General features: G+C 65.2%; 16 protein-coding genes. 13 read left to right on the top strand and 3 right to left on the bottom strand.

Annotated elements, in window-relative coordinates:
- The first annotated feature begins 38 nt into the window (after positions 1-38).
- From BN976_RS01225 to ngg, 3 genes are all read left to right on the top strand, one after another.
- Complete coding sequence (locus tag BN976_RS01225) at positions 39-1,607, top strand: amino acid permease (protein WP_011779503.1); 1,569 nt, start codon at positions 39-41, stop codon at positions 1,605-1,607.
- A 169-nt stretch (positions 1,608-1,776) separates the two neighbouring features.
- Positions 1,777-3,582 carry an N-acetylglutaminylglutamine amidotransferase gene (locus BN976_RS01230; protein ID WP_011779502.1) on the top strand — a complete coding sequence of 602 codons (1,806 nt, stop codon included), beginning with the start codon at positions 1,777-1,779 and terminating at the stop codon, positions 3,580-3,582.
- Positions 3,579-5,360, top strand: a complete 1,782-nt coding sequence (gene ngg / locus BN976_RS01235) for an N-acetylglutaminylglutamine synthetase (protein WP_036367280.1) — start codon at positions 3,579-3,581, stop codon at positions 5,358-5,360. The genes BN976_RS01230 and ngg overlap by 4 nt, the downstream gene beginning before the upstream one ends.
- A gap of 5 nt (positions 5,361-5,365) precedes the next feature.
- On the opposite strand, the gene BN976_RS01240 is transcribed toward ngg, so the two are convergent.
- The 3 genes from BN976_RS01240 to map form a co-directional block, all read right to left on the bottom strand.
- Positions 5,366-5,929 (bottom strand): alpha/beta fold hydrolase, encoded by a 564-nt coding sequence (locus BN976_RS01240; RefSeq protein WP_036367283.1) that lies wholly within the window; start codon positions 5,927-5,929, stop codon positions 5,366-5,368.
- Between the two features lie 74 nt (positions 5,930-6,003).
- Positions 6,004-6,660 (bottom strand): hypothetical protein, encoded by a 657-nt coding sequence (locus BN976_RS01245; RefSeq protein WP_036367286.1) that lies wholly within the window; start codon positions 6,658-6,660, stop codon positions 6,004-6,006.
- A gap of 21 nt (positions 6,661-6,681) precedes the next feature.
- Positions 6,682-7,539, bottom strand: coding sequence for a type I methionyl aminopeptidase (gene map / locus BN976_RS01250; protein ID WP_036367288.1), 858 nt, complete (start codon positions 7,537-7,539; stop codon positions 6,682-6,684).
- Between the two features lie 35 nt (positions 7,540-7,574).
- On the opposite strand from map, the gene BN976_RS01255 reads away from it, so the two are divergent.
- The 10 genes from BN976_RS01255 to BN976_RS33480 all read left to right on the top strand — a co-directional run bounded on the left by BN976_RS01255 (position 7,575) and on the right by BN976_RS33480 (position 17,049).
- Positions 7,575-9,176, top strand: a complete 1,602-nt coding sequence (locus BN976_RS01255; RefSeq protein ID WP_084182167.1) for a recombinase family protein — start codon at positions 7,575-7,577, stop codon at positions 9,174-9,176.
- A gap of 99 nt (positions 9,177-9,275) precedes the next feature.
- On the top strand, positions 9,276-9,563 hold the full coding sequence (locus BN976_RS01260; protein ID WP_145977898.1) for a hypothetical protein: 288 nt from the start codon (positions 9,276-9,278) through the stop codon (positions 9,561-9,563).
- A gap of 3 nt (positions 9,564-9,566) precedes the next feature.
- Positions 9,567-9,830, top strand: a complete 264-nt coding sequence (locus tag BN976_RS01265) for a hypothetical protein (RefSeq protein WP_036367292.1) — start codon at positions 9,567-9,569, stop codon at positions 9,828-9,830.
- A gap of 293 nt (positions 9,831-10,123) precedes the next feature.
- Positions 10,124-11,431 carry an IS256 family transposase gene (locus BN976_RS01270; protein WP_036367295.1) on the top strand — a complete coding sequence of 436 codons (1,308 nt, stop codon included), beginning with the start codon at positions 10,124-10,126 and terminating at the stop codon, positions 11,429-11,431.
- 841 nt (positions 11,432-12,272) lie between these two features.
- Positions 12,273-13,637 carry a DNA primase family protein gene (locus tag BN976_RS32325; protein WP_084182169.1) on the top strand — a complete coding sequence of 455 codons (1,365 nt, stop codon included), beginning with the start codon at positions 12,273-12,275 and terminating at the stop codon, positions 13,635-13,637.
- A gap of 1,085 nt (positions 13,638-14,722) precedes the next feature.
- Complete coding sequence (locus BN976_RS33995) at positions 14,723-15,163, top strand: hypothetical protein (protein WP_051558244.1); 441 nt, start codon at positions 14,723-14,725, stop codon at positions 15,161-15,163.
- A 175-nt stretch (positions 15,164-15,338) separates the two neighbouring features.
- Positions 15,339-16,169 carry a phage major capsid protein gene (locus BN976_RS01285; protein WP_036367299.1) on the top strand — a complete coding sequence of 277 codons (831 nt, stop codon included), beginning with the start codon at positions 15,339-15,341 and terminating at the stop codon, positions 16,167-16,169.
- A 90-nt stretch (positions 16,170-16,259) separates the two neighbouring features.
- On the top strand, positions 16,260-16,448 hold the full coding sequence (locus tag BN976_RS01290; protein ID WP_036367302.1) for a hypothetical protein: 189 nt from the start codon (positions 16,260-16,262) through the stop codon (positions 16,446-16,448).
- 83 nt (positions 16,449-16,531) lie between these two features.
- Complete coding sequence (locus tag BN976_RS01295; RefSeq protein ID WP_036367304.1) at positions 16,532-16,765, top strand: hypothetical protein; 234 nt, start codon at positions 16,532-16,534, stop codon at positions 16,763-16,765.
- A gap of 71 nt (positions 16,766-16,836) precedes the next feature.
- Positions 16,837-17,049, top strand: coding sequence for a hypothetical protein (locus tag BN976_RS33480; protein ID WP_145977900.1), 213 nt, complete (start codon positions 16,837-16,839; stop codon positions 17,047-17,049).
- Positions 17,050-17,398: the final 349 nt, after the last annotated feature.

Consider the following 17,398-nt stretch of genomic DNA (forward strand, 5'->3'; position numbering starts at 1 on the left):
TCGTCCACCGCGCTGCCTTCCCACACAGGAGGTCCCCCGTGCCTGAGGGTCACGAACATCTCAACGAGGACGAGCAACACCTCGCCAGACTCGGTTACGTCCAGGAGCTGCAGCGATCCTGGTCCGGTTTCTCCAACTTCGCGATCTCGTTCTCGATCATCTCGATCCTGGCCGGCTGCTTCACATCGTTCGGTCTCGGCTGGAACAACGGCGGGCCCGCGTCCATCGCCTGGGGCTGGCCGATCGTGGCGGTGTTCATCCTGCTCATCGGCCTCTGCATGTCCGAACTGGTGTCCGCGTTCCCCACCTCGGGCGGCATCTACTGGTGGGCGGCCAAACTCGGCGGCCCCAAGGCGGGCTTCTACACCGGCTGGCTCAACCTGATCGGCCTGATCGCCATCCTGGCGTCGGTGGCCTACGGCAGCGCGACGTTCCTTGACCTCACGCTGATGACCTTCAGCGAGTCGTGGGCCGCGGGCTACAGCCTGACCCGCGTGTTCGTCATGTTCGTCGTGATCCTGGCCGCCGCCGCGATCATCAACATCTTCTCGTCGCACCTGCTGGCCATCATCAACAACGTCTCGGTGTGGTGGCACGTCGCCGGTGCGGCGATCGTCGTGGCGATCCTGTGGATCGTCCCCGACCGGCACGCCAGCTTCTCGGACGTCTTCGCGACCACGGTCAACAACACCGGCATGTTCGACGGCGAGAAGGGCGTCGGTTGGCTGCTGTTCGTCCTTCCGATCGCGGCCATCCTCACCCAGTACACGATCACCGGCTACGACGCGTCGGCGCACCTGTCGGAGGAGACGCACAAGGCCGCCGACGCGGCCGCCAAGGGCATCTGGCGGTCCATCTTCTACTCGGCGATCGGCGGCTGGATCCTGCTGCTGACGTTCCTGTTCGCCGTCCAGAACGTCGACGACGTCACCGCGGGCGGTGGCCTGGTGCAGGTCATCTTCGCCCAGGCGCTCGACTCGAAGTGGATGGGCATCGTGCTGCTGATCTCGTCGGCCGGCCAGCTGTTCTGCACCACGGCCTGCCAGACCAGCGCGTCGCGGATGCTGTTCGCGTTCAGCCGGGACCGCGCCGTACCCGGGCATCAACTGTGGGCCAAGATCAACGCCAAGCGGGTGCCCGCCAACGCGGTGCTGGTCACCGCGATCCTGGCCGCCGCCATCACCCTGCCCGCGCTGGTCCCGGTGGACGTCAACGGCGCCCCTGCACCGATCGCGTTCTACGCCGTGGTCTCGATCGGTGTCGTCGGCCTGTACCTGTGCTTCGCCGTGCCGATCTACCTGCGGTGGCGGATGGGCGACGACTTCGAGGTCGGCACCTGGAATCTGCGCGGCCACTACAAGTGGATGGCGCCCGTCGCGCTGATCGAGATCGTGGTCACGTCCATCATCGCGATGTTCCCGACTTCCATCGGCGGGGTGCCGTGGGGCGGCTCCTTCGAATGGAAGTTCGTGAACTACACCCCGATCCTGGTCGGGACGGTGCTGTTTCTGCTCTTCGTCTACTGGAACGTGTCGGTGAAGCACTGGTTCACCGGACCGATCAAACAGGTCGACGCCTCCGGCGAGCGCCTCGAAGGGGTGTCCTGACCCCGCCGCCCAGATGTTGTGACGAGCGTCTCGATCTTGATGTGCCGACCGCGGTTTGACGGGGTGACGTCGGGGTAATCACCGACGGCACTGCCGGGCGCTGGCGCACGGCTGCACCCAGAGTCGATCGACACGATCGTGTACCGCCTCACAGAGTAGGGTCGAACAGGTGTGTGGAGCCACCGGCGAGGTGCGCCTCGACGGAACAACCCCGAATGTCCGCGCCGTCACCGCGATGGCCGAGGTCATGGTTCCCCGTGGCCCCGACTCCGCCGGTGTGTGGTCCCAGGGCAGGGTCGCCCTCGGGCACCGGCGCCTGAAGATCATCGACCTGTCCGAGGCCGGCGCCCAACCCATGGTCGATGCGGAGCTCGGGCTCACGATCGCCTGGAACGGCTGCATCTACAACTACGAGCAGCTACGTGACGAGCTGTCCGGTCACGGCTACCGGTTCTTCTCCCACAGCGACACCGAGGTGCTGCTGAAGGGCTATCACCACTGGGGGGACCGCTTCGTCGACCACCTCAAGGGCATGTTCGCGTTCGCCATCGTCGAGCGCGACAGCGGGCGGGTGCTGTTGGGCCGTGATCGGCTCGGCATCAAACCGCTCTACCTCACCCGCACCGCCGACCGGGTCCGGTTCGCGTCGTCGCTGCCTGCACTGCTGGCCGGTGGCGAGGTCGACACCCGCATCGACCCGGTCGCGTTGCACCACTACATGACGTTCCACTCGGTGGTGCCCGCACCCCGCACCATCCTGCGTGGTGTCGAGAAGCTGCCCCCTGCCTCGCTGACGGCGATCGAGCCGGACGGCCGGATCACCACCACGACGTACTGGGAGCCGGACTTCTCCCGCCGCGAGGAACGTGCCGGCTGGTCCGAAAAGGACTGGGAGGACGCGGTTCTGGAGTCCCTGCGGGTCGCGGTGAAGCGTCGCCTGGTCGCCGACGTCCCGGTGGGCTGCCTGCTGTCGGGCGGGGTCGACTCCAGCCTCATCGTCGGTCTGCTCGCCGAGGCGGGCCAGCACGGCCTGGCGACGTTCTCGATCGGCTTCGAGTCCGTCGGCGGAGTCGCGGGCGACGAGTTCAAGTACTCCGACATCATCGCCGACCGGTTCGGCACCGATCACCACCAGATCCGCATAGGCACCGAGCGGATGCTGCCCGCCCTCGGCGGCGCGATCGGCGCGATGAGCGAGCCGATGGTCAGCCACGACTGCGTGGCGTTCTATCTGCTCAGTCAGGAAGTCGCCAAGCACGTCAAGGTGGTGCAGTCGGGCCAGGGCGCCGACGAGGTGTTCGCCGGCTACCACTGGTATCCGCCGATGGGTGAACCCGCCGCGGCATCGGTGGAGGGGTCGGTCGCCAGTTACCGCGCCGCGTTCTTCGACCGCGACCGGGACGGCTATGCCGACATCGTCTCGCCCGGCTACCTGGCCGCCGACGACCCGAGCGAGCTCTTCGTCACCGAGCACTTCGCCCGCCCGGGCGCGCAGACCGGCGTCGACCGGGCACTGCGCCTGGACACCACGGTGATGCTCGTCGACGACCCGGTCAAGCGCGTCGACAACATGACGATGGCCTGGGGGCTGGAGGGCCGCGTCCCGTTCCTCGACCACGAACTCGTGGAACTGGCCGCCACCTGCCCGCCGCAGCTCAAGACGGCCCACGACGGCAAGGGTGTTTTGAAACAGGCTGCCCGCCAAGTGATCCCGTCCGAGGTGATCGACCGGCCCAAGGGCTACTTCCCGGTCCCTGCGCTGACCCACCTGGAGGGGCCCTACCTGGAGCTGGTGCGCGACGCGCTGTACGCGCCGGCGGCCAAGGAGCGCGGGCTTTTCCGCCCGGATGCCGTGGAACGGCTGCTCGCCGATCCCAACGGCAGGCTCACACCGCTGCGGGGCAACGAGCTGTGGCAGATCGCCCTGCTTGAGCTTTGGCTGCAGCGCCACGGCATCAACGGACCCGCGGCATGACGGCGGTCGATCCCACCCGGGACCACCCCGAAGGCATCACGCTGGCCCTGCACGATGCGTCGCCGCCGGACATGGTGGACGCCATGCGGGACGACGTCGTCCTCGAATTAGGCTGGGGCCGGCTGATTTTCGGGCAGACATTCGCCGACCCCGAGAAGCTGGCCGACGTGCTGCGCGAAGAGGCGCAGGGTCGCCGCGACATCTGCATCTACGCGCGCGAGCCCCACGTCCTGGTGGCGCGGGCGCCCGCCGAACTGTTCATCGACCCCAGCCACACCTACCGCCTGCGGTTCCCCGACGACGAGGATCACGCGGCACCGCCGATGACGGGGTTCAGCGTGCGCACGCTGCGCAGCCGTGCCGACGCCGACGAGATGAACCGGGTCTACGTGCGGTGCGGGATGGTGCCCGCACCCACCGACGTGATCTGGGACAACCACCGCGGGCAGAAATCGGTCGACTACCTCGTGGCGGTCAGCGACGAGGACGGCGCGGTGCTCGGCACCGTCACCGGCGTGGACCACAAGACGCTCTTCTCCGATCCCGAGGAGGGCTCCAGCCTGTGGACCCTGGCGGTGGACCCGACCGCCACCCTGCCCGGCGTGGGCGCCGCGCTGACGCGCAGCCTGGCCGCCCTGTACCGCGACCGCGGCCGCTCCTACATGGATCTTTCGGTGGCGCACGACAACGCCGCCGCGATCGCGCTGTACGAGAAGCTCGGTTTCACCCGGGTGCCCGTGATGGCGGTCAAGCGCAAGAACGCCATCAACGAACCGCTGTTCACGCATCCGCCGGAAACCGTCGACGACCTCAACCCCTACGCGCGGATCATCGCCGACGAGGCCATGCGCCGTGGCATCTGGGTCGAGGTCCTCGACGCCGAGGCCGGCGAGATGCGGTTGTCCCACGGCGGCCGCAGCGTGGTGACCCGAGAGTCACTGTCGGAGTACACGTCGGCGGTCGCGATGGCCCGCTGCGACGACAAGCGTCTGACCCGTCGGATCGTCGCCGAGGCGGGCATCGCCGTGCCGCGTGGCAGGCTGGCCAGCTTCGACCAGGCCGATCACGACTTCCTGACCGAGGTCGGCGACGTCGTCGTCAAGCCGACCCGCGGTGAGCAGGGCAAGGGCATCACGGTGGGCGTCGACGGACCCGAGGAGCTGGATGCCGCCCTGGCCAGGGCCCGTGAGCAGCATCCTGAGGTGCTCATCGAGCAGCGCGCCGACGGTGACGACCTGCGGCTCGTCGTGATCGACGGCAAGGTGGTCGCGGCCGCGCTGAGGATGCCCGCCGAGGTCTGCGGGACCGGAAAGCACACCATCCGCGAGTTGGTGGAGACCCAGAGCCGGCGACGCGCCGCCGCCACCGGCGGTGAGTCCCGGATCCCGATGGACGTGGTGACGGAGACGACGGTCCGGGAAGCCGGCTATTCGTTCGACGATGTGCTGCCCGAGGGTGAGCGCCTGCGGGTCCGACGGACTGCGAACCTGCACCAGGGCGGCACCATCCACGACGTCACGGCCACGGTGCACCCCGAGCTATGCCGGGTCGCGGTCGCCGCCGCACAGGCCATCGGCATCCCGGTCACCGGCATCGACCTTCTCGTCCCCGACGTCACCCAGCCGGAGTACGTCTTCATCGAAGCCAACGAGCGGCCCGGGCTGGCCAACCACGAGCCCCAGCCCACCGCGGCGGCGTTCGTCGACTTCCTGTTCCCCGGCCAGCCGGGGCTGCCGCAGGCGTGGACGCCCGACGAGGCGCCCGGCCCGGGAGCCTGACGCCGTTACCAGGTGCTCGTGCGCATGACGATCTCGGCGGCCAACTGCGCGGTCGAGTCCGCGGCGTTGCGGCGGCCCAGCAGATCGACGATGCGGTATTCGCCGTACACGTAGCGCTGACTGGCCTTGGCGACCGCGCGGGCCGCGCTGGTGCTCACCAGGGCGGTGGTGTTCAACTCCACCGGCGGGCAGTGGTCGTCGCGCACCATCCCGGCCAGATCGGCCACCCGCGGATGGCCCCGGTCGATCACCACCAGACCGATGAAGCGGTCGAGCCGGGTGGCGGCCAACTCCCAGGCCAGTTCACCTCCGAGCCGGTCCCCCACCAGCAACGCCCACCGGACCTCGAGGGTGTCGAGGATGCTGATGACGTTCTTGCCGGTCAGCCGCGGGTCGGGCCCGATCACCACGGTCTTCAGCGAGGCCGTGTGCAGTCGTTGGCAGACCCCTTCATAGGCGGCGGGTACCAGCTGCGCGGCGCCGAGCAGCACGACGACAGAACCCTGCTCGGGGCCGGCGACCACCACGGGTACGCCGAAGCCGTCGACGGTCACCATGGGAGAGGGCATTGCGTCACGCTACAGGGCAGACGGGAGTCGGCGGGCGTCTTTTCACGCTGTTAACGCAACGCCCCTGCCAGGCCTCAAACCGCTTGTGCGCGTTCAGCCTGTTTGGTGGTGATCTCCAGAAAGGTCTGCGGCACCGTGCCTTTGACGGAGATCGAGGCATTGGGTGTGGGGAACGCGATACCGAAAACCGCCATCGCACCCACATTTTCGAACGCGAAGTACACGCTGTTCTCCTCGCCGCGCAACCGCATCGTCTGCCGGTAGACGAGGGCGTCGGGGCGTGGGCTCGGCAGCTGTGTCGTGGTCACCGGGATGCCCGGGTCCGTCGGGTCGAAGAACGTCTCGTACTCGGCACAACGCTGCGCGGTGGCGGCCAGCCGCTCGAGGTCCAGCCGCCACGTCAGCACGGTGATCACCATGCGCACCCCGTCGTAGGCGGCGGCGTATTCGGCGGCGCTGCCCGGACCCCATTCCGCGGTGACGGCGATGTCGCGGGTCAGCGCGTCGGCGCAGCCCTCCGGACGCGACAGCATCGCAGGCGGTCTCTCGACGTTGTCGTCGCGGGGTTCGTTGAGGGCGCGCTCGTAGCGCACCCCGGGCGGGAAGTCCGCCTCGGTGAGCACGACACGGTCCAGCTTGGCACCCGGCCACGTCGCGGTGCCGGTGATGGTGTCACCACAACCGGTGAGCACAGCCACGAGCACCGCCGCGACAAGCGCCCGCCTGGTCATGATGTCAGGCTACCGACGACCTCAGAGCTGGGTGAGGATCTCCGCGCCGGATTCGGTGACCACCAGCGTGTGCTCGAACTGGGCGGTCCACTTCTTGTCCTTGGTGACCACGGTCCAGTCGTCGTCCCAGATCTCGTAGTCCAGGCCGCCCAGGTTGATCATCGGCTCGATCGTGAAGGTCATGCCCGGTTCGAGCATCGTCTCCACGGCAGGCTGGTCATAGTGCAACACCACCAGTCCGTTGTGGAAGGTGGTCCCGATCCCGTGCCCGGTAAAGTCGCGAACCACGTTGTAGCCGAACCGGTTTGCGTAGGACTCGATGACACGGCCGACGATCGACAGCGCGCGGCCCGGCTTGACGGCCTTGATTGCGCGCATCGTCGCCTCGTGGGTGCGTTCGACGAGCAGCCGGTGCTCCTCGCTGACGTCGCCGGCCAGGAAGGTGGCGTTGGTGTCGCCGTGCACCCCGTCGATGTAGGCGGTGACGTCGATATTGACGATGTCACCGTCCTCGACGACCGTGTCGTCGGGGATGCCGTGGCAGATGACCTCGTTCAGCGACGTGCAGCAGGATTTCGGAAAACCCTTGTAGCCCAGCGTCGACGGGTAGGCACCGTGATCGACCATGTACTCGTGGGCGATGCGGTCGAGCTGATCGGTGGTCACTCCCGGCTCGACGGCCTTGCCTGCCTCGGCGAGGGCGCCCGCGGCGATCCGCCCGGCCACCCGCATCTTCTCGATCACTTCCGGGGTCTGCACCCAGGGCTCGTTGCCCTCACGCGCGGTCGGCCTGCCCACGTACTCGGGGCGGACGATCGACTTGGGTACCGGCAGCATCGGCGAAACCGTGCCGGGCCGGAGGGCAGTCCGTACTGACATGTAGCAATGCTAGCACATCCGAGTACGATGACGGTATGGGTGCGGACGAACCAAGAGCCACGTTACCGCCGCTGAGGGCACTCGTAGGCGCTCGCGTGTCCGTCGTCCAGGGACCTCAGAAGGTCTCCCACGAGGCGCAGATCGAAAGCACCACACGTTGGGCGTCGTCCAAGGGTTACGAGATCGTCGGGATGTTTCAAGACCTCGGGGTGTCCGCTGAGAAGCGACCGGAGGATCGGCCCGAGCTTGGCCGGTGGCTCACCGACGAGGGAGCCTCGGAGTGGGATGTCATCGTCTGGTCGAAGATGGACCGCGCATTCCGGTCCACCCGGCATTGCGTTGACTTCGCCCGTTGGGCCGAGGAGCGCCACAAGATGGTCGTGTTCGCCGACGACGGGCTGACGCTGGACTACCGCCCTGGAGCCGCCAAAGGCATCGACGCCATGATGGCCGAGCTGTTCGTTTACCTCGGCTCGTTCTTCGCCCAACTGGAGCTAAACCGCTTCAAGTCCCGAGCCACCGACAGTCACCGGGAGCTGCGCCAGCGCGACCGCTGGGCGTCTGGAGTCGCGCCGCTGGGGTTCAAGGTTGTCGACCACCCGAGCGGCAAGGGCAAGGGTCTAGACACCGACCCCGAGGGTAGAGAACTGCTGCATCAGATGGCCGAAAAGCTCTTGGCCGGCTGGAGTTTCGTACGTATTGCTACGTGGCTCACCGAGACGGGGGCTTTGACCAACCGAGACCGGGCACTAGTGGCGAAGGGCAAAGAGCCCCGGCGTAAACCGTGGACGGTGAGCGTGGTCTCCAGCGCACTCACCTCACCCAAGACGCAGGGCATAAAGACATTCAAGGACAAGGCAGTCCTAGACGGCGACGGGGAGCCCGTGCGGCTCGCACCGCCGACGTTCGACCCCGACCATTGGAAACAGATCCAGGACGCCGCTGCCCGTCGCAAGCAGAACCGCCGCACCCCAACAGGCTCGGTCAATCCGATGCTCGGGGTGGGCTTCTGTGGGCAATGCGGGGCTTCGCTCTCGCAGCAGGTCAGCAAGGACCGGAACGGCAGTGACAAGACGTGGCGCGTATACCGCTGTAGCCGCACTCCGCAGAACTGCCGAGGGGTCAGCATCCGAGCTGACGACGCGGATTCGCTTTTAGAGGAGACATTCTTAGAGCGGTGGGGAGACGAGAAGATCACCCGGCGCGTGTTCGTCGCCGGGGAGGATCATTCCCACGAGCTGGAGCAGGTTCTCTCCAGCATCGACCGGCTACGTCGAGAGTCCGACGCGGGGCTGATCGCCTCGGAGGACGACGAGAGGGTCTACCTCCAGCGGATGAAATCGCTCATCGACCGCAGAACCGAGCTGGAGGGCAAGCCTCACCGGCCCGCCGGGTGGGTCACCGAGGAGACCGGACAGACCTACCGCGAGGTCTGGCACACCGAGCGCGACGACCTTGCGCAGTACCGCCGACAGCTCATCACCGACCACGGCGTGAGGTTCGAGTTGTCGTCGGGTAAGCCGCTGCGCTGGCACATCTACCGCCCAGAGGACGGCGTGCCGCTTGCTGACCCTCGTACGGTGTCAAGGCTAACTACCTCTGCCCGTACAGCAGGCCAAATTCCGTTTGAAGTATAACAGAGAACCCGCAGATAAACACCCCTTTCTGGGGGTTGATGTTGTGCTGTAGGTGTGCGACGGTGTTTGTGCTCAGCAAACACTTAGAAGGAGAACACCATGAGCGCTACCGCTGTTGAAACGGACCAATTCGAGTGGATCGAGGCGGTGGGTACCGCCGTCGAGACCTACCCCGACGATCTGACGATGAACGACTTACTGGCCGCGTACGGCCTGATCGGCGTCAAGACGACGCTGAACGACATGCAGACAGCCCAAGGTCTATGGCACTTGGAGACGTACGGCTTCCTGCGGGTCGACCGGACCCGCCGAAGCCGGCCCCGGTACTCGCTCACCATCCCCGACGAGATCGTGACGGACGCCGAGCTGGCGGCAGGCACACTGTGAACCATGGATGACACGGACTGGTTGAGGTCGATAGAGAACGTCTGTGAAGGCTCAACATCAGATGACCTGGAGGCCGCTAAGTCGATCCTGGCTTACGGTGACACCCTGCCCACTGACGTGGCAGAAAGCGCGCCTATTCAGAGGCTTGTGCAACTCGGCGTGCTGGAGCTGAAACGGGAGCCCGGCACCGATGGATATAAGTACCGCAAAATCGTGCTTGGCAGAACCGACGACGGTCACCTTGTCCGCTTCCCACTAGGCAGCTAAGTGTGATCCCGGTCATACCACGACAATCTGACCAGCAGTAATACCGCTGAGCATTTTGTTAGGGTGCCCTCAGGTTACAAAGTCGAATGTACTACAGGGTGGAGGGGGTAGAGCTTTCTGAGCTCCCGCCTTCCCTTAAGAACTTCCCGGCCCTAATTGGCCGGAAGGCGGCAGCCGAGGTTGTCCCGTTCTTCGTGGAATTTGAGGTGACGGTCCCTCACCTGAGGCCTGCCTGATGGTAGGTCTTCGGGTGAACCGCCAAGTACACCTCGAAGAAGGAGTAAGGGACCGCCATGAAGACCGTACCTACTGTTCGTCTCGCTGACACGATCGATGCTGCCGCTCTGCCCGAGTTGCCGGAGGAGATCGCGCTGGCGATGACCGATATCGCCGATGCCGCGCGTGAAGGGCTGATGGCGATGAGCGTGGCCGCCGGGATGGCGGTGATGGCCGCGATGTTTGAGGCCGAGATCACCGAGATTGCCGGACCCAAGGGCAAGCACAACCCGGATCGCGCCGCGGTGCGCCATGGCGCCGAGAAGGGATCGGTGACTCTTGGCGGTCGCCGGGTGCCGGTCGAGCGGCCGCGGGCACGCACCGTCGAGGGCCATGAGGTGCCGTTGACCAGCTACGCCCACTTCGCTGCTGACGACCTGCTGACTCAGGTGGTGATGGAGCGGATGGCCGCCGGGGTGGCCACTCGCCGGCACGCCCGCACCGCCGAGCCGGTCGGCGAAAAAGTCAGCGGCACACAGAAATCCACTTCGAAGTCGGCGATCTCGCGTCGATTCGTCAAGCAGACCGAGACCGCGCTGGCCGAGTTGATGAGCCGCGACTTGGCCGGCGAGGACATCAAGGTGCTCATGCTCGACGGGGAGCATATGGCTGGCCGGTGCGTGGTGGTGGCGCTGGCGATCACCGCCGACGGCACGAAGAAGCCGGTCGGGTTGTGGGACGGCTCCACCGAGAACAAGACGGTGGTGTGCTCGCTGTTGGCCGATCTCGTTGAGCGTGGCCTGCGCTTCGATGACGGACTGCTGGTTGTCTGCGACGGGGCCAAGGCATTGGCCGCCGCGGTGCGTGAGGTGTTCGGCGCCAAGGCTGCGATCCAACGATGCACCCTGCACAAGCGTAGGAATGTCGCCGATCACCTGCCCGATAAGGAGCAGGCCTGGGTGGATGCCAAGCTGGTCAAGGCGTTCGGCCACCCTGACCCCCACACCGGGCTAGCCAATGCCAAAAGCCTTGCTGCGCAACTGGAGAAGAACTATCCCGGCGCGGCCGCGTCGCTGCGCGAGGGGCTGGACGAGATGTTCACCGTCGCCCGTCTGGGCATCGACGGCCGGCTCGCCAAAACACTGACAACCTCCAACCCAGTCGAGTCGATGATCTCGATCGCGCGCACCACCAACCGAAACGTCACCCGCTGGCGCGACGGGCAGATGGTGCTGCGCTGGACCGCAGCCGGCATGCTCAACGCCGAGCGAGCCTTCCGCCGCATCAAGGGCCACAAGCAGATGCCCCAGCTCGTAGCTGCCCTACATCGACACGCCCACCCCAAAACCGCCGCCGGTACCGAAGCTGTCGGTGCCGCCGCCTAGAGTTCACCATGGATCGTCACCAAGAATCCACGAGACTCGGGACATGCTCCGGCAGCCGATCGGTTGTCGTAAATCGAAGTACGGTGTCAATCTAGGATCAGGCCTCGGTGGCGGTTCGTCAGCTTCGATTTTTACCCCATGGTTGATGGCGGTTGGAAAACCCCCGGTAGAGGTTGAGCGGCCTCCGCGACAGGCCTTGTGCTGCGCAACCGGGGGTTCTCACACTCACTCACCATCTTCGCCGGAACGTCCTCTTCGACGTTCTGGCTTTTTTTGTCAACGCAAAGGCTCCCACGAGCCTTACCGCCTGGTCTGAGGCCGGCGGTCCATCCCAGAGATGAGGGGCACGTCTGTGGCGGCCCCAGAAGGAAACCAATCATGACCGGACGTCGCTGCACCGAGCACCCGGAGCATCACCGCCGGAACGGGCGCTGCCAAATCTGCCGCCACGAGGCGAGAAAGCGCCACGCGGCGAAGTGCCGTGAACAGCTCCGGCGCTACCGCGAGCTAGAAGCCTTGATGGCCTCCTAGCCCCAAAGAATGTACGGCCCAGGAGGCCGTCGTATACACCCCAAGGAAGGTGAAACACCATGTCAGACCAACACATAACGATCCACGAACTACCCGATTTCTGGCAGGAGAAAGTCCGAGCGCTACGAGCGGAGAACAGGAGTCTCCGGGCTCGTCTGCGCCAGTTCAATGGGTGTCAGAGCGACTTACCCAACGACTGGGCGAAGCGGCTGGAGGAACTGCGCCGCGAGAACGCCAGATATAGGACGCAGCGTAACGACGCCCGTGCCGAGGCCGAATCTCTCCGCGCCGAGCTGGAGGCTCGGAGCAAGTGACTATCGCCGCTGATTACTGCGACTACTGCGACAGCCTCCCTTGCGACTGCGAAAGCCAAGATGTACACCCGAGGTTCGCCCACAACATTGTGGACCCCGAGGACCGCAGCGGATTTAACCCTGTGGAGTGGTCCCAGACTGTCCAAGCTAAGAAGCCGATTCGGCTAGACCCGGTATCCGGAGCCCTCTGGTCTTATGGGGCCGGCGTGTGGAGCGAGGACCGGAAGGTTGTCGAGCACACTTTGCCGATGGTGATGGGTAAGAATTACCGCAGGCCAAAACACCTAGGGACGGTTATCGACCGGATCCGCGCCGAGATGGTCCACCACGATAGGACCATTCACCCGGATAACCCTGAGCCTCGTTACGTATCCACGCCATCGGGCCTATTCGACATCGAGACCGGAAAGGTCGTAGGTCACAGCCCCGACGTGCTGACCACGTACCAAATCCAAGTAGACCCCGAGTTCGACACTCCAACAACGGAGTTTGATGCATTCCTGGAATCGGTTCTCCACCCCGGAGACCGAGATCGAGTGCTAGACATACTGGCTTACCTGCTATTGCCGGGTAACCCGAGACAAAAGGCAGTGATGTTCTCCGGGCGTGGCCGAAACGGCAAGGGGATATTGCTCCGGGTCGTGAGAGCGATAGTCGGGGATTCCAACATCTCGACGGTAGCGCTGAGCAAGATGGGAACCAGGTTCGCAGCGGCGCACCTGTACGGCAAGCCGCTGAACATCGTGGGCGACATCGACGGGGAGCACATCACCAACACCGGAGCATTCAAGATGATGACCGGCGATGACCTGGTGCATATGGACGTGAAGAACGCACAGGCGTTTTCGGCGAAAGTGTGGGCTGTTCCCGTTTTCTCGGCCAACCAGATTCCGACCTCGGCTGACACCTCCGATGGCTACCTCCGGCGCTGGGAGGTCGTCGAGTTCCCCAATACGTTCGACGGCTCGGATACCACGCTGTTCGATCGGCTGTTAGACGAGCTGCCAGCGATCACCGGGAAGCTGTTGCAGCACGCTCACCGCAACCCGTTCCACATCCGTACGTCGGAGCCGGGGCAGCGCGCTCACACCGCATTCGCCAACAGGTCTGACCCGGTCCGTACGTGGCTCGCTGAGACGGAGCTAGAGGGATTCACCGAACGCAAGGCCGCGTACCTGAACTACGAGTTCTGGATTCGTGACGGTAACGGCAAGACAGCGTTGACCAAAGGCAACTTCTACTCTCGCGTCTCGGCTGTCCTCGGAGACCCGAAGACCCGTAAAGGTGCCCGAGGTTGGGAGTTCGTCTCGGTGCCCGAACCGGTACCGGACCCGTTCCAACCAGAACTTACTCCGGAGTAGGGTGCAAAACAGGGTGCAAAACTCACCTGCGGTTTTGCAAGTTCTGCACCCCGAATTGCACCCCACCGAAACGCGGCTACCTGCGAAAACACCCTCCAGGGTGCAAAAGGTGCAATTGAGATGAAAGAGCCCCATATATGTCGGGCTCTCCCGGCCCCCGAGCGAAGCGAGGGAGCCCCCGTCCCGAGTCCGCGTCAGCGGTGAGGGTCGGGAACCGATCAACGAAGGGCCTCGGTCAGCCAAGACCGGGGCCTTTTTGCATGCCCAAACAATCCGAAAGAGAGAACGCGATGACAGAACACAACCGACCCGATCCAATCACCGAGGCATTCGCCCGATGCGCCGCCCTCGGCGGCGGCACTGACGAGGTGTGGCAGATCGACCTAGACCGCTGCACCTATTCGCTCGGCCAACCTGGGCTGTGGGACGGCGCAATCTTCGCCGCCTGGAGTGCTCGATGAGCATCCGCGTTGACCTCTCCGGGTCTGCCGACGTTGAGGACGGAGGAGTCCAGAGCGTCGAGTCCACACGCGAGGTTCGGCCCGATCCGGGATACCACCGAGACCGACCATCCGCCCGCACCGAAGAGGAGCGGCTGGAGCACTTCGAGCACTGGTACGCCAAGCGCGGCGCACCTTACGCCGCTGCCGTCCGCGAGGCCGGCGCAGAGCCTTGGACGGATTCGATGGACGAGCGCCGCGAGCTGTGGATGCGCCGATACACCCGACCGGCCCCACCGGCCAACCTGCGGACGATGCCCGGCATACCCCGGAGCCATGCCCCGGAGATCACACAAACCACTAAGAGGACTGCCGCAGCATGACCTGCCCAAGACACAAGCACTGCGCATACACCGGCACCGAGCCGGGGCTGTGCCCGACTTGTCACGCATCCACAAAGAGATGCGCCGGTCGCCACGGCATGGCTCCCGCCGATGGGAGCTGGCGGCGCGGATTCGCTTCTGGCATGACACACGGCACTTTGAGGCAGGGCCAGTCCCTTCACCCCGGCGAAGCGGGTTCGTCGGAGCTGACAGTGCGTCAGCCCCCAGGACCACCCTCTGAGATCAAGCAGGAGACAACAGCATGAGCGAGACGACAACGCCTGAGAACGAGACCACCGAGACCCCTTCCGAGGATGGTCCGCAGGATGATTCTCAACCCGGCGCCGGGAAGAGTCCGGGCGCAGAGGCCGCTAAGTACCGGGTACGTGCCCGCGAAGCGGAGACCGCCCTGGCAGCCGCCCAGACCCGTATCGAGGCGATGCAACGCGCCGAAGTCGAACGGCTGGCGTCGGCTGGCCTGAGCCATCCGGCGGATCTGTTCTCGCTCTCGGGTAACGGGCTGGCTGACTACCTCGGTGAGGACGGCAACGTCGACCCCATCAAGGTGGCTGCTGACGTGGAGGCGATCCTCCAGGAGCGACCTGGCCTTAAGGTTCGGGATCTCCCGGTCGATACGTCGCAGGGGCACGGCAGCACCCCCGGCAGGAAAGCGCCCCACTGGGGAGCCCTGTTGAAGGACTAGCACTCCCGTGCAAAAAGACTTGGCACTGCTCGGCGCGATCTGTGATCGCTCGGCGGTAGCCGCGTAGCCACTGTGTGGCGGCGGATCTGGTCTGTGACCTGATCTGTGTCCATTCATCCATCCCAGCCCCGAGGTCTGAATGCCTTGGGGCTGAACTGTTTCTAGGAGAAACAACATGGCAATGCAGCATTCGAGCACCAACGACGCCTTTAGCCCGCAGGACTTCGGCGCGCTGCTGAACACCGCACTCCAGAGCGAGTCGGTCGCTTTGCAGGTCTCGACGGTCGTCAAGACCGACAAGGTCTCGATCACCTTCCCGATCTGGGACGAGGATCCGGCTGTCAACTGGCTGACCGAGCTGGGCACCATCACCGCCACCGATGGCAGCACCGATGGCGTGACGGTCACCCCGAGCAAGGTCGGCGGCATCACCCGCCTGTCCAACGAGCTAGCCGACGACAGCTCCCCCGAGGTCGCAGAGCTGGCAGTGCGGGGGCTGGTCAATCAGATCAGCCACGCTATCGACACCGCGTTCGTCGGTAACACCACGACCAACGGCCCCTCGGGCCTGCTGAGCATCGCCTCGACGGCGGTCGATACCGGCTCGGCTATCGCCAACACCGACCCGTTCGTGGAAGCTGTCTTCGCGGCGAAGAACGTCGGCGCCAAGCTGACGCACTGGCTGATGGCTCCCAGCACCGCCGAGACCGTCGCCCAGATCAAGAAGGCCAGCGGATCTAACGAGTCGCTGATCTCGTTCGACGCTCGCGGCGAGCTGTCGATCCTCGGCCTGCCGGTGTTGACGCACCCCGGCGTGGACTCCAGCACGTTCTTCTGGGGTGTCCCGATGGATCGTGTTGTGACCGTGCTCCGCAAGGACGCCGAGGTCACCCGGTCGAAGGACTCCGGTTTCTACAACGACGCGCTCGACGTGCGAGCGATCACCCGCGTCGGCGTCGGATTCCTCCACGAAGCCGCCGTCGTCCGAGGCTACGACGCAGCCTGATCTGCTTCACCACAACGATGTTCGGCCCTCCGCCCTCCGGGGCGGGGGGTCGTTCTCGTCCCTTGAAAGAACGAGGAGAAAGCAAACCTGATGTTTCGAATAACCAACCCGGACAACGTGAAATCGCTATCCGTATTCGGAGGGAAAGTCTTCTATATCGAGCCCGGATCGCTGGAGATCGACGGGGAGATCCTCCGGTTCCGGATGAACCGCAGCGACCTAGTGGCCCAGATTCACCGCGACGAACTGGCGAGCTTGGTCGAAGAGGTCAGCAAGTGAGGGGCGGGCGCCAAGTCAAGCGTTGCGTCCGAGACGGGTGCTACCGCAACGTCACCAAAGGGAATTGGGATCACTGCTCGTTCATGTGCAAGGCCGTCGACAACGAGATGGTCCGTGCCCAGCGGGTGTGCGATGCGGTCGGACCATCCGCCGGAACGGGGGAACTGTGGGCGGCAGTCGTGGAGATGTCGGACGCCTGGACCAGGTTTCAGATGTTGGACAAGAAGATCTACGACGCAGCCCGCGAGGCCGGCATCACCTCCGATCAGTGGATGGCAATCAAGCTCGGTGAAGCGATCAACGAGGAGCACCGATGAAGCCGGAACGACCACCCTACGAACCGACCGGTGGAGGCACCCTGATATCCCAGTCGGGGAACGTAACGAAGGTGCCAACCTGGAGAGCCAAGGAACTCATCGAAGACGGTCTAGCCAAATTGGCAGTAGTTCGCATCGTGTACCCGGAGACGTGGCCCCACCTGGCTGAGGTGGTGTATCCCGAAGGACACGCCGTGGTGATCGAACGGCCTGTCGGTCCTGTCGAGAAGCCGCCCGTGCATCCGCATCTGCCCGACGAGCGCAACCGTGGCGGTGCGGAGTAGTGCGGTAGGCCGAGCGGTGGAGTGTGGCAGCCTCCCCCCTCTCGCGGGTGGGTAGGCCGCTAGGCGTGGGGCACCCTGCCCACTAGGGCGCAGGCACCGGGGTAGGCCCCCTCCCTGCCGCTGGGGTAGGTGCAGGCTGCCTGGGTTGTGCGTGGCGTGGGCACGCAGTGCCTAAGCCTGCCGGCCTCTGCTCTTGAGGGCTGTGCACCGGGTCTGACCTGCGGGTATGCCCCCCCGCCTACCCAGGGGGGTATACCCCTGCCCCCGCCTTCCCGACCGGGGCGTTATACGTCCGAGAGATCGCGTGCGAACTTTGGAACTCGAAATGCCGGAACAAGCCCTGCTCAGG

The organism is Mycolicibacterium austroafricanum, assembly GCF_000612725.1.
In the GTDB taxonomy this organism is placed as follows: Bacteria; Actinomycetota; Actinomycetes; order Mycobacteriales; family Mycobacteriaceae; genus Mycobacterium; species Mycobacterium austroafricanum.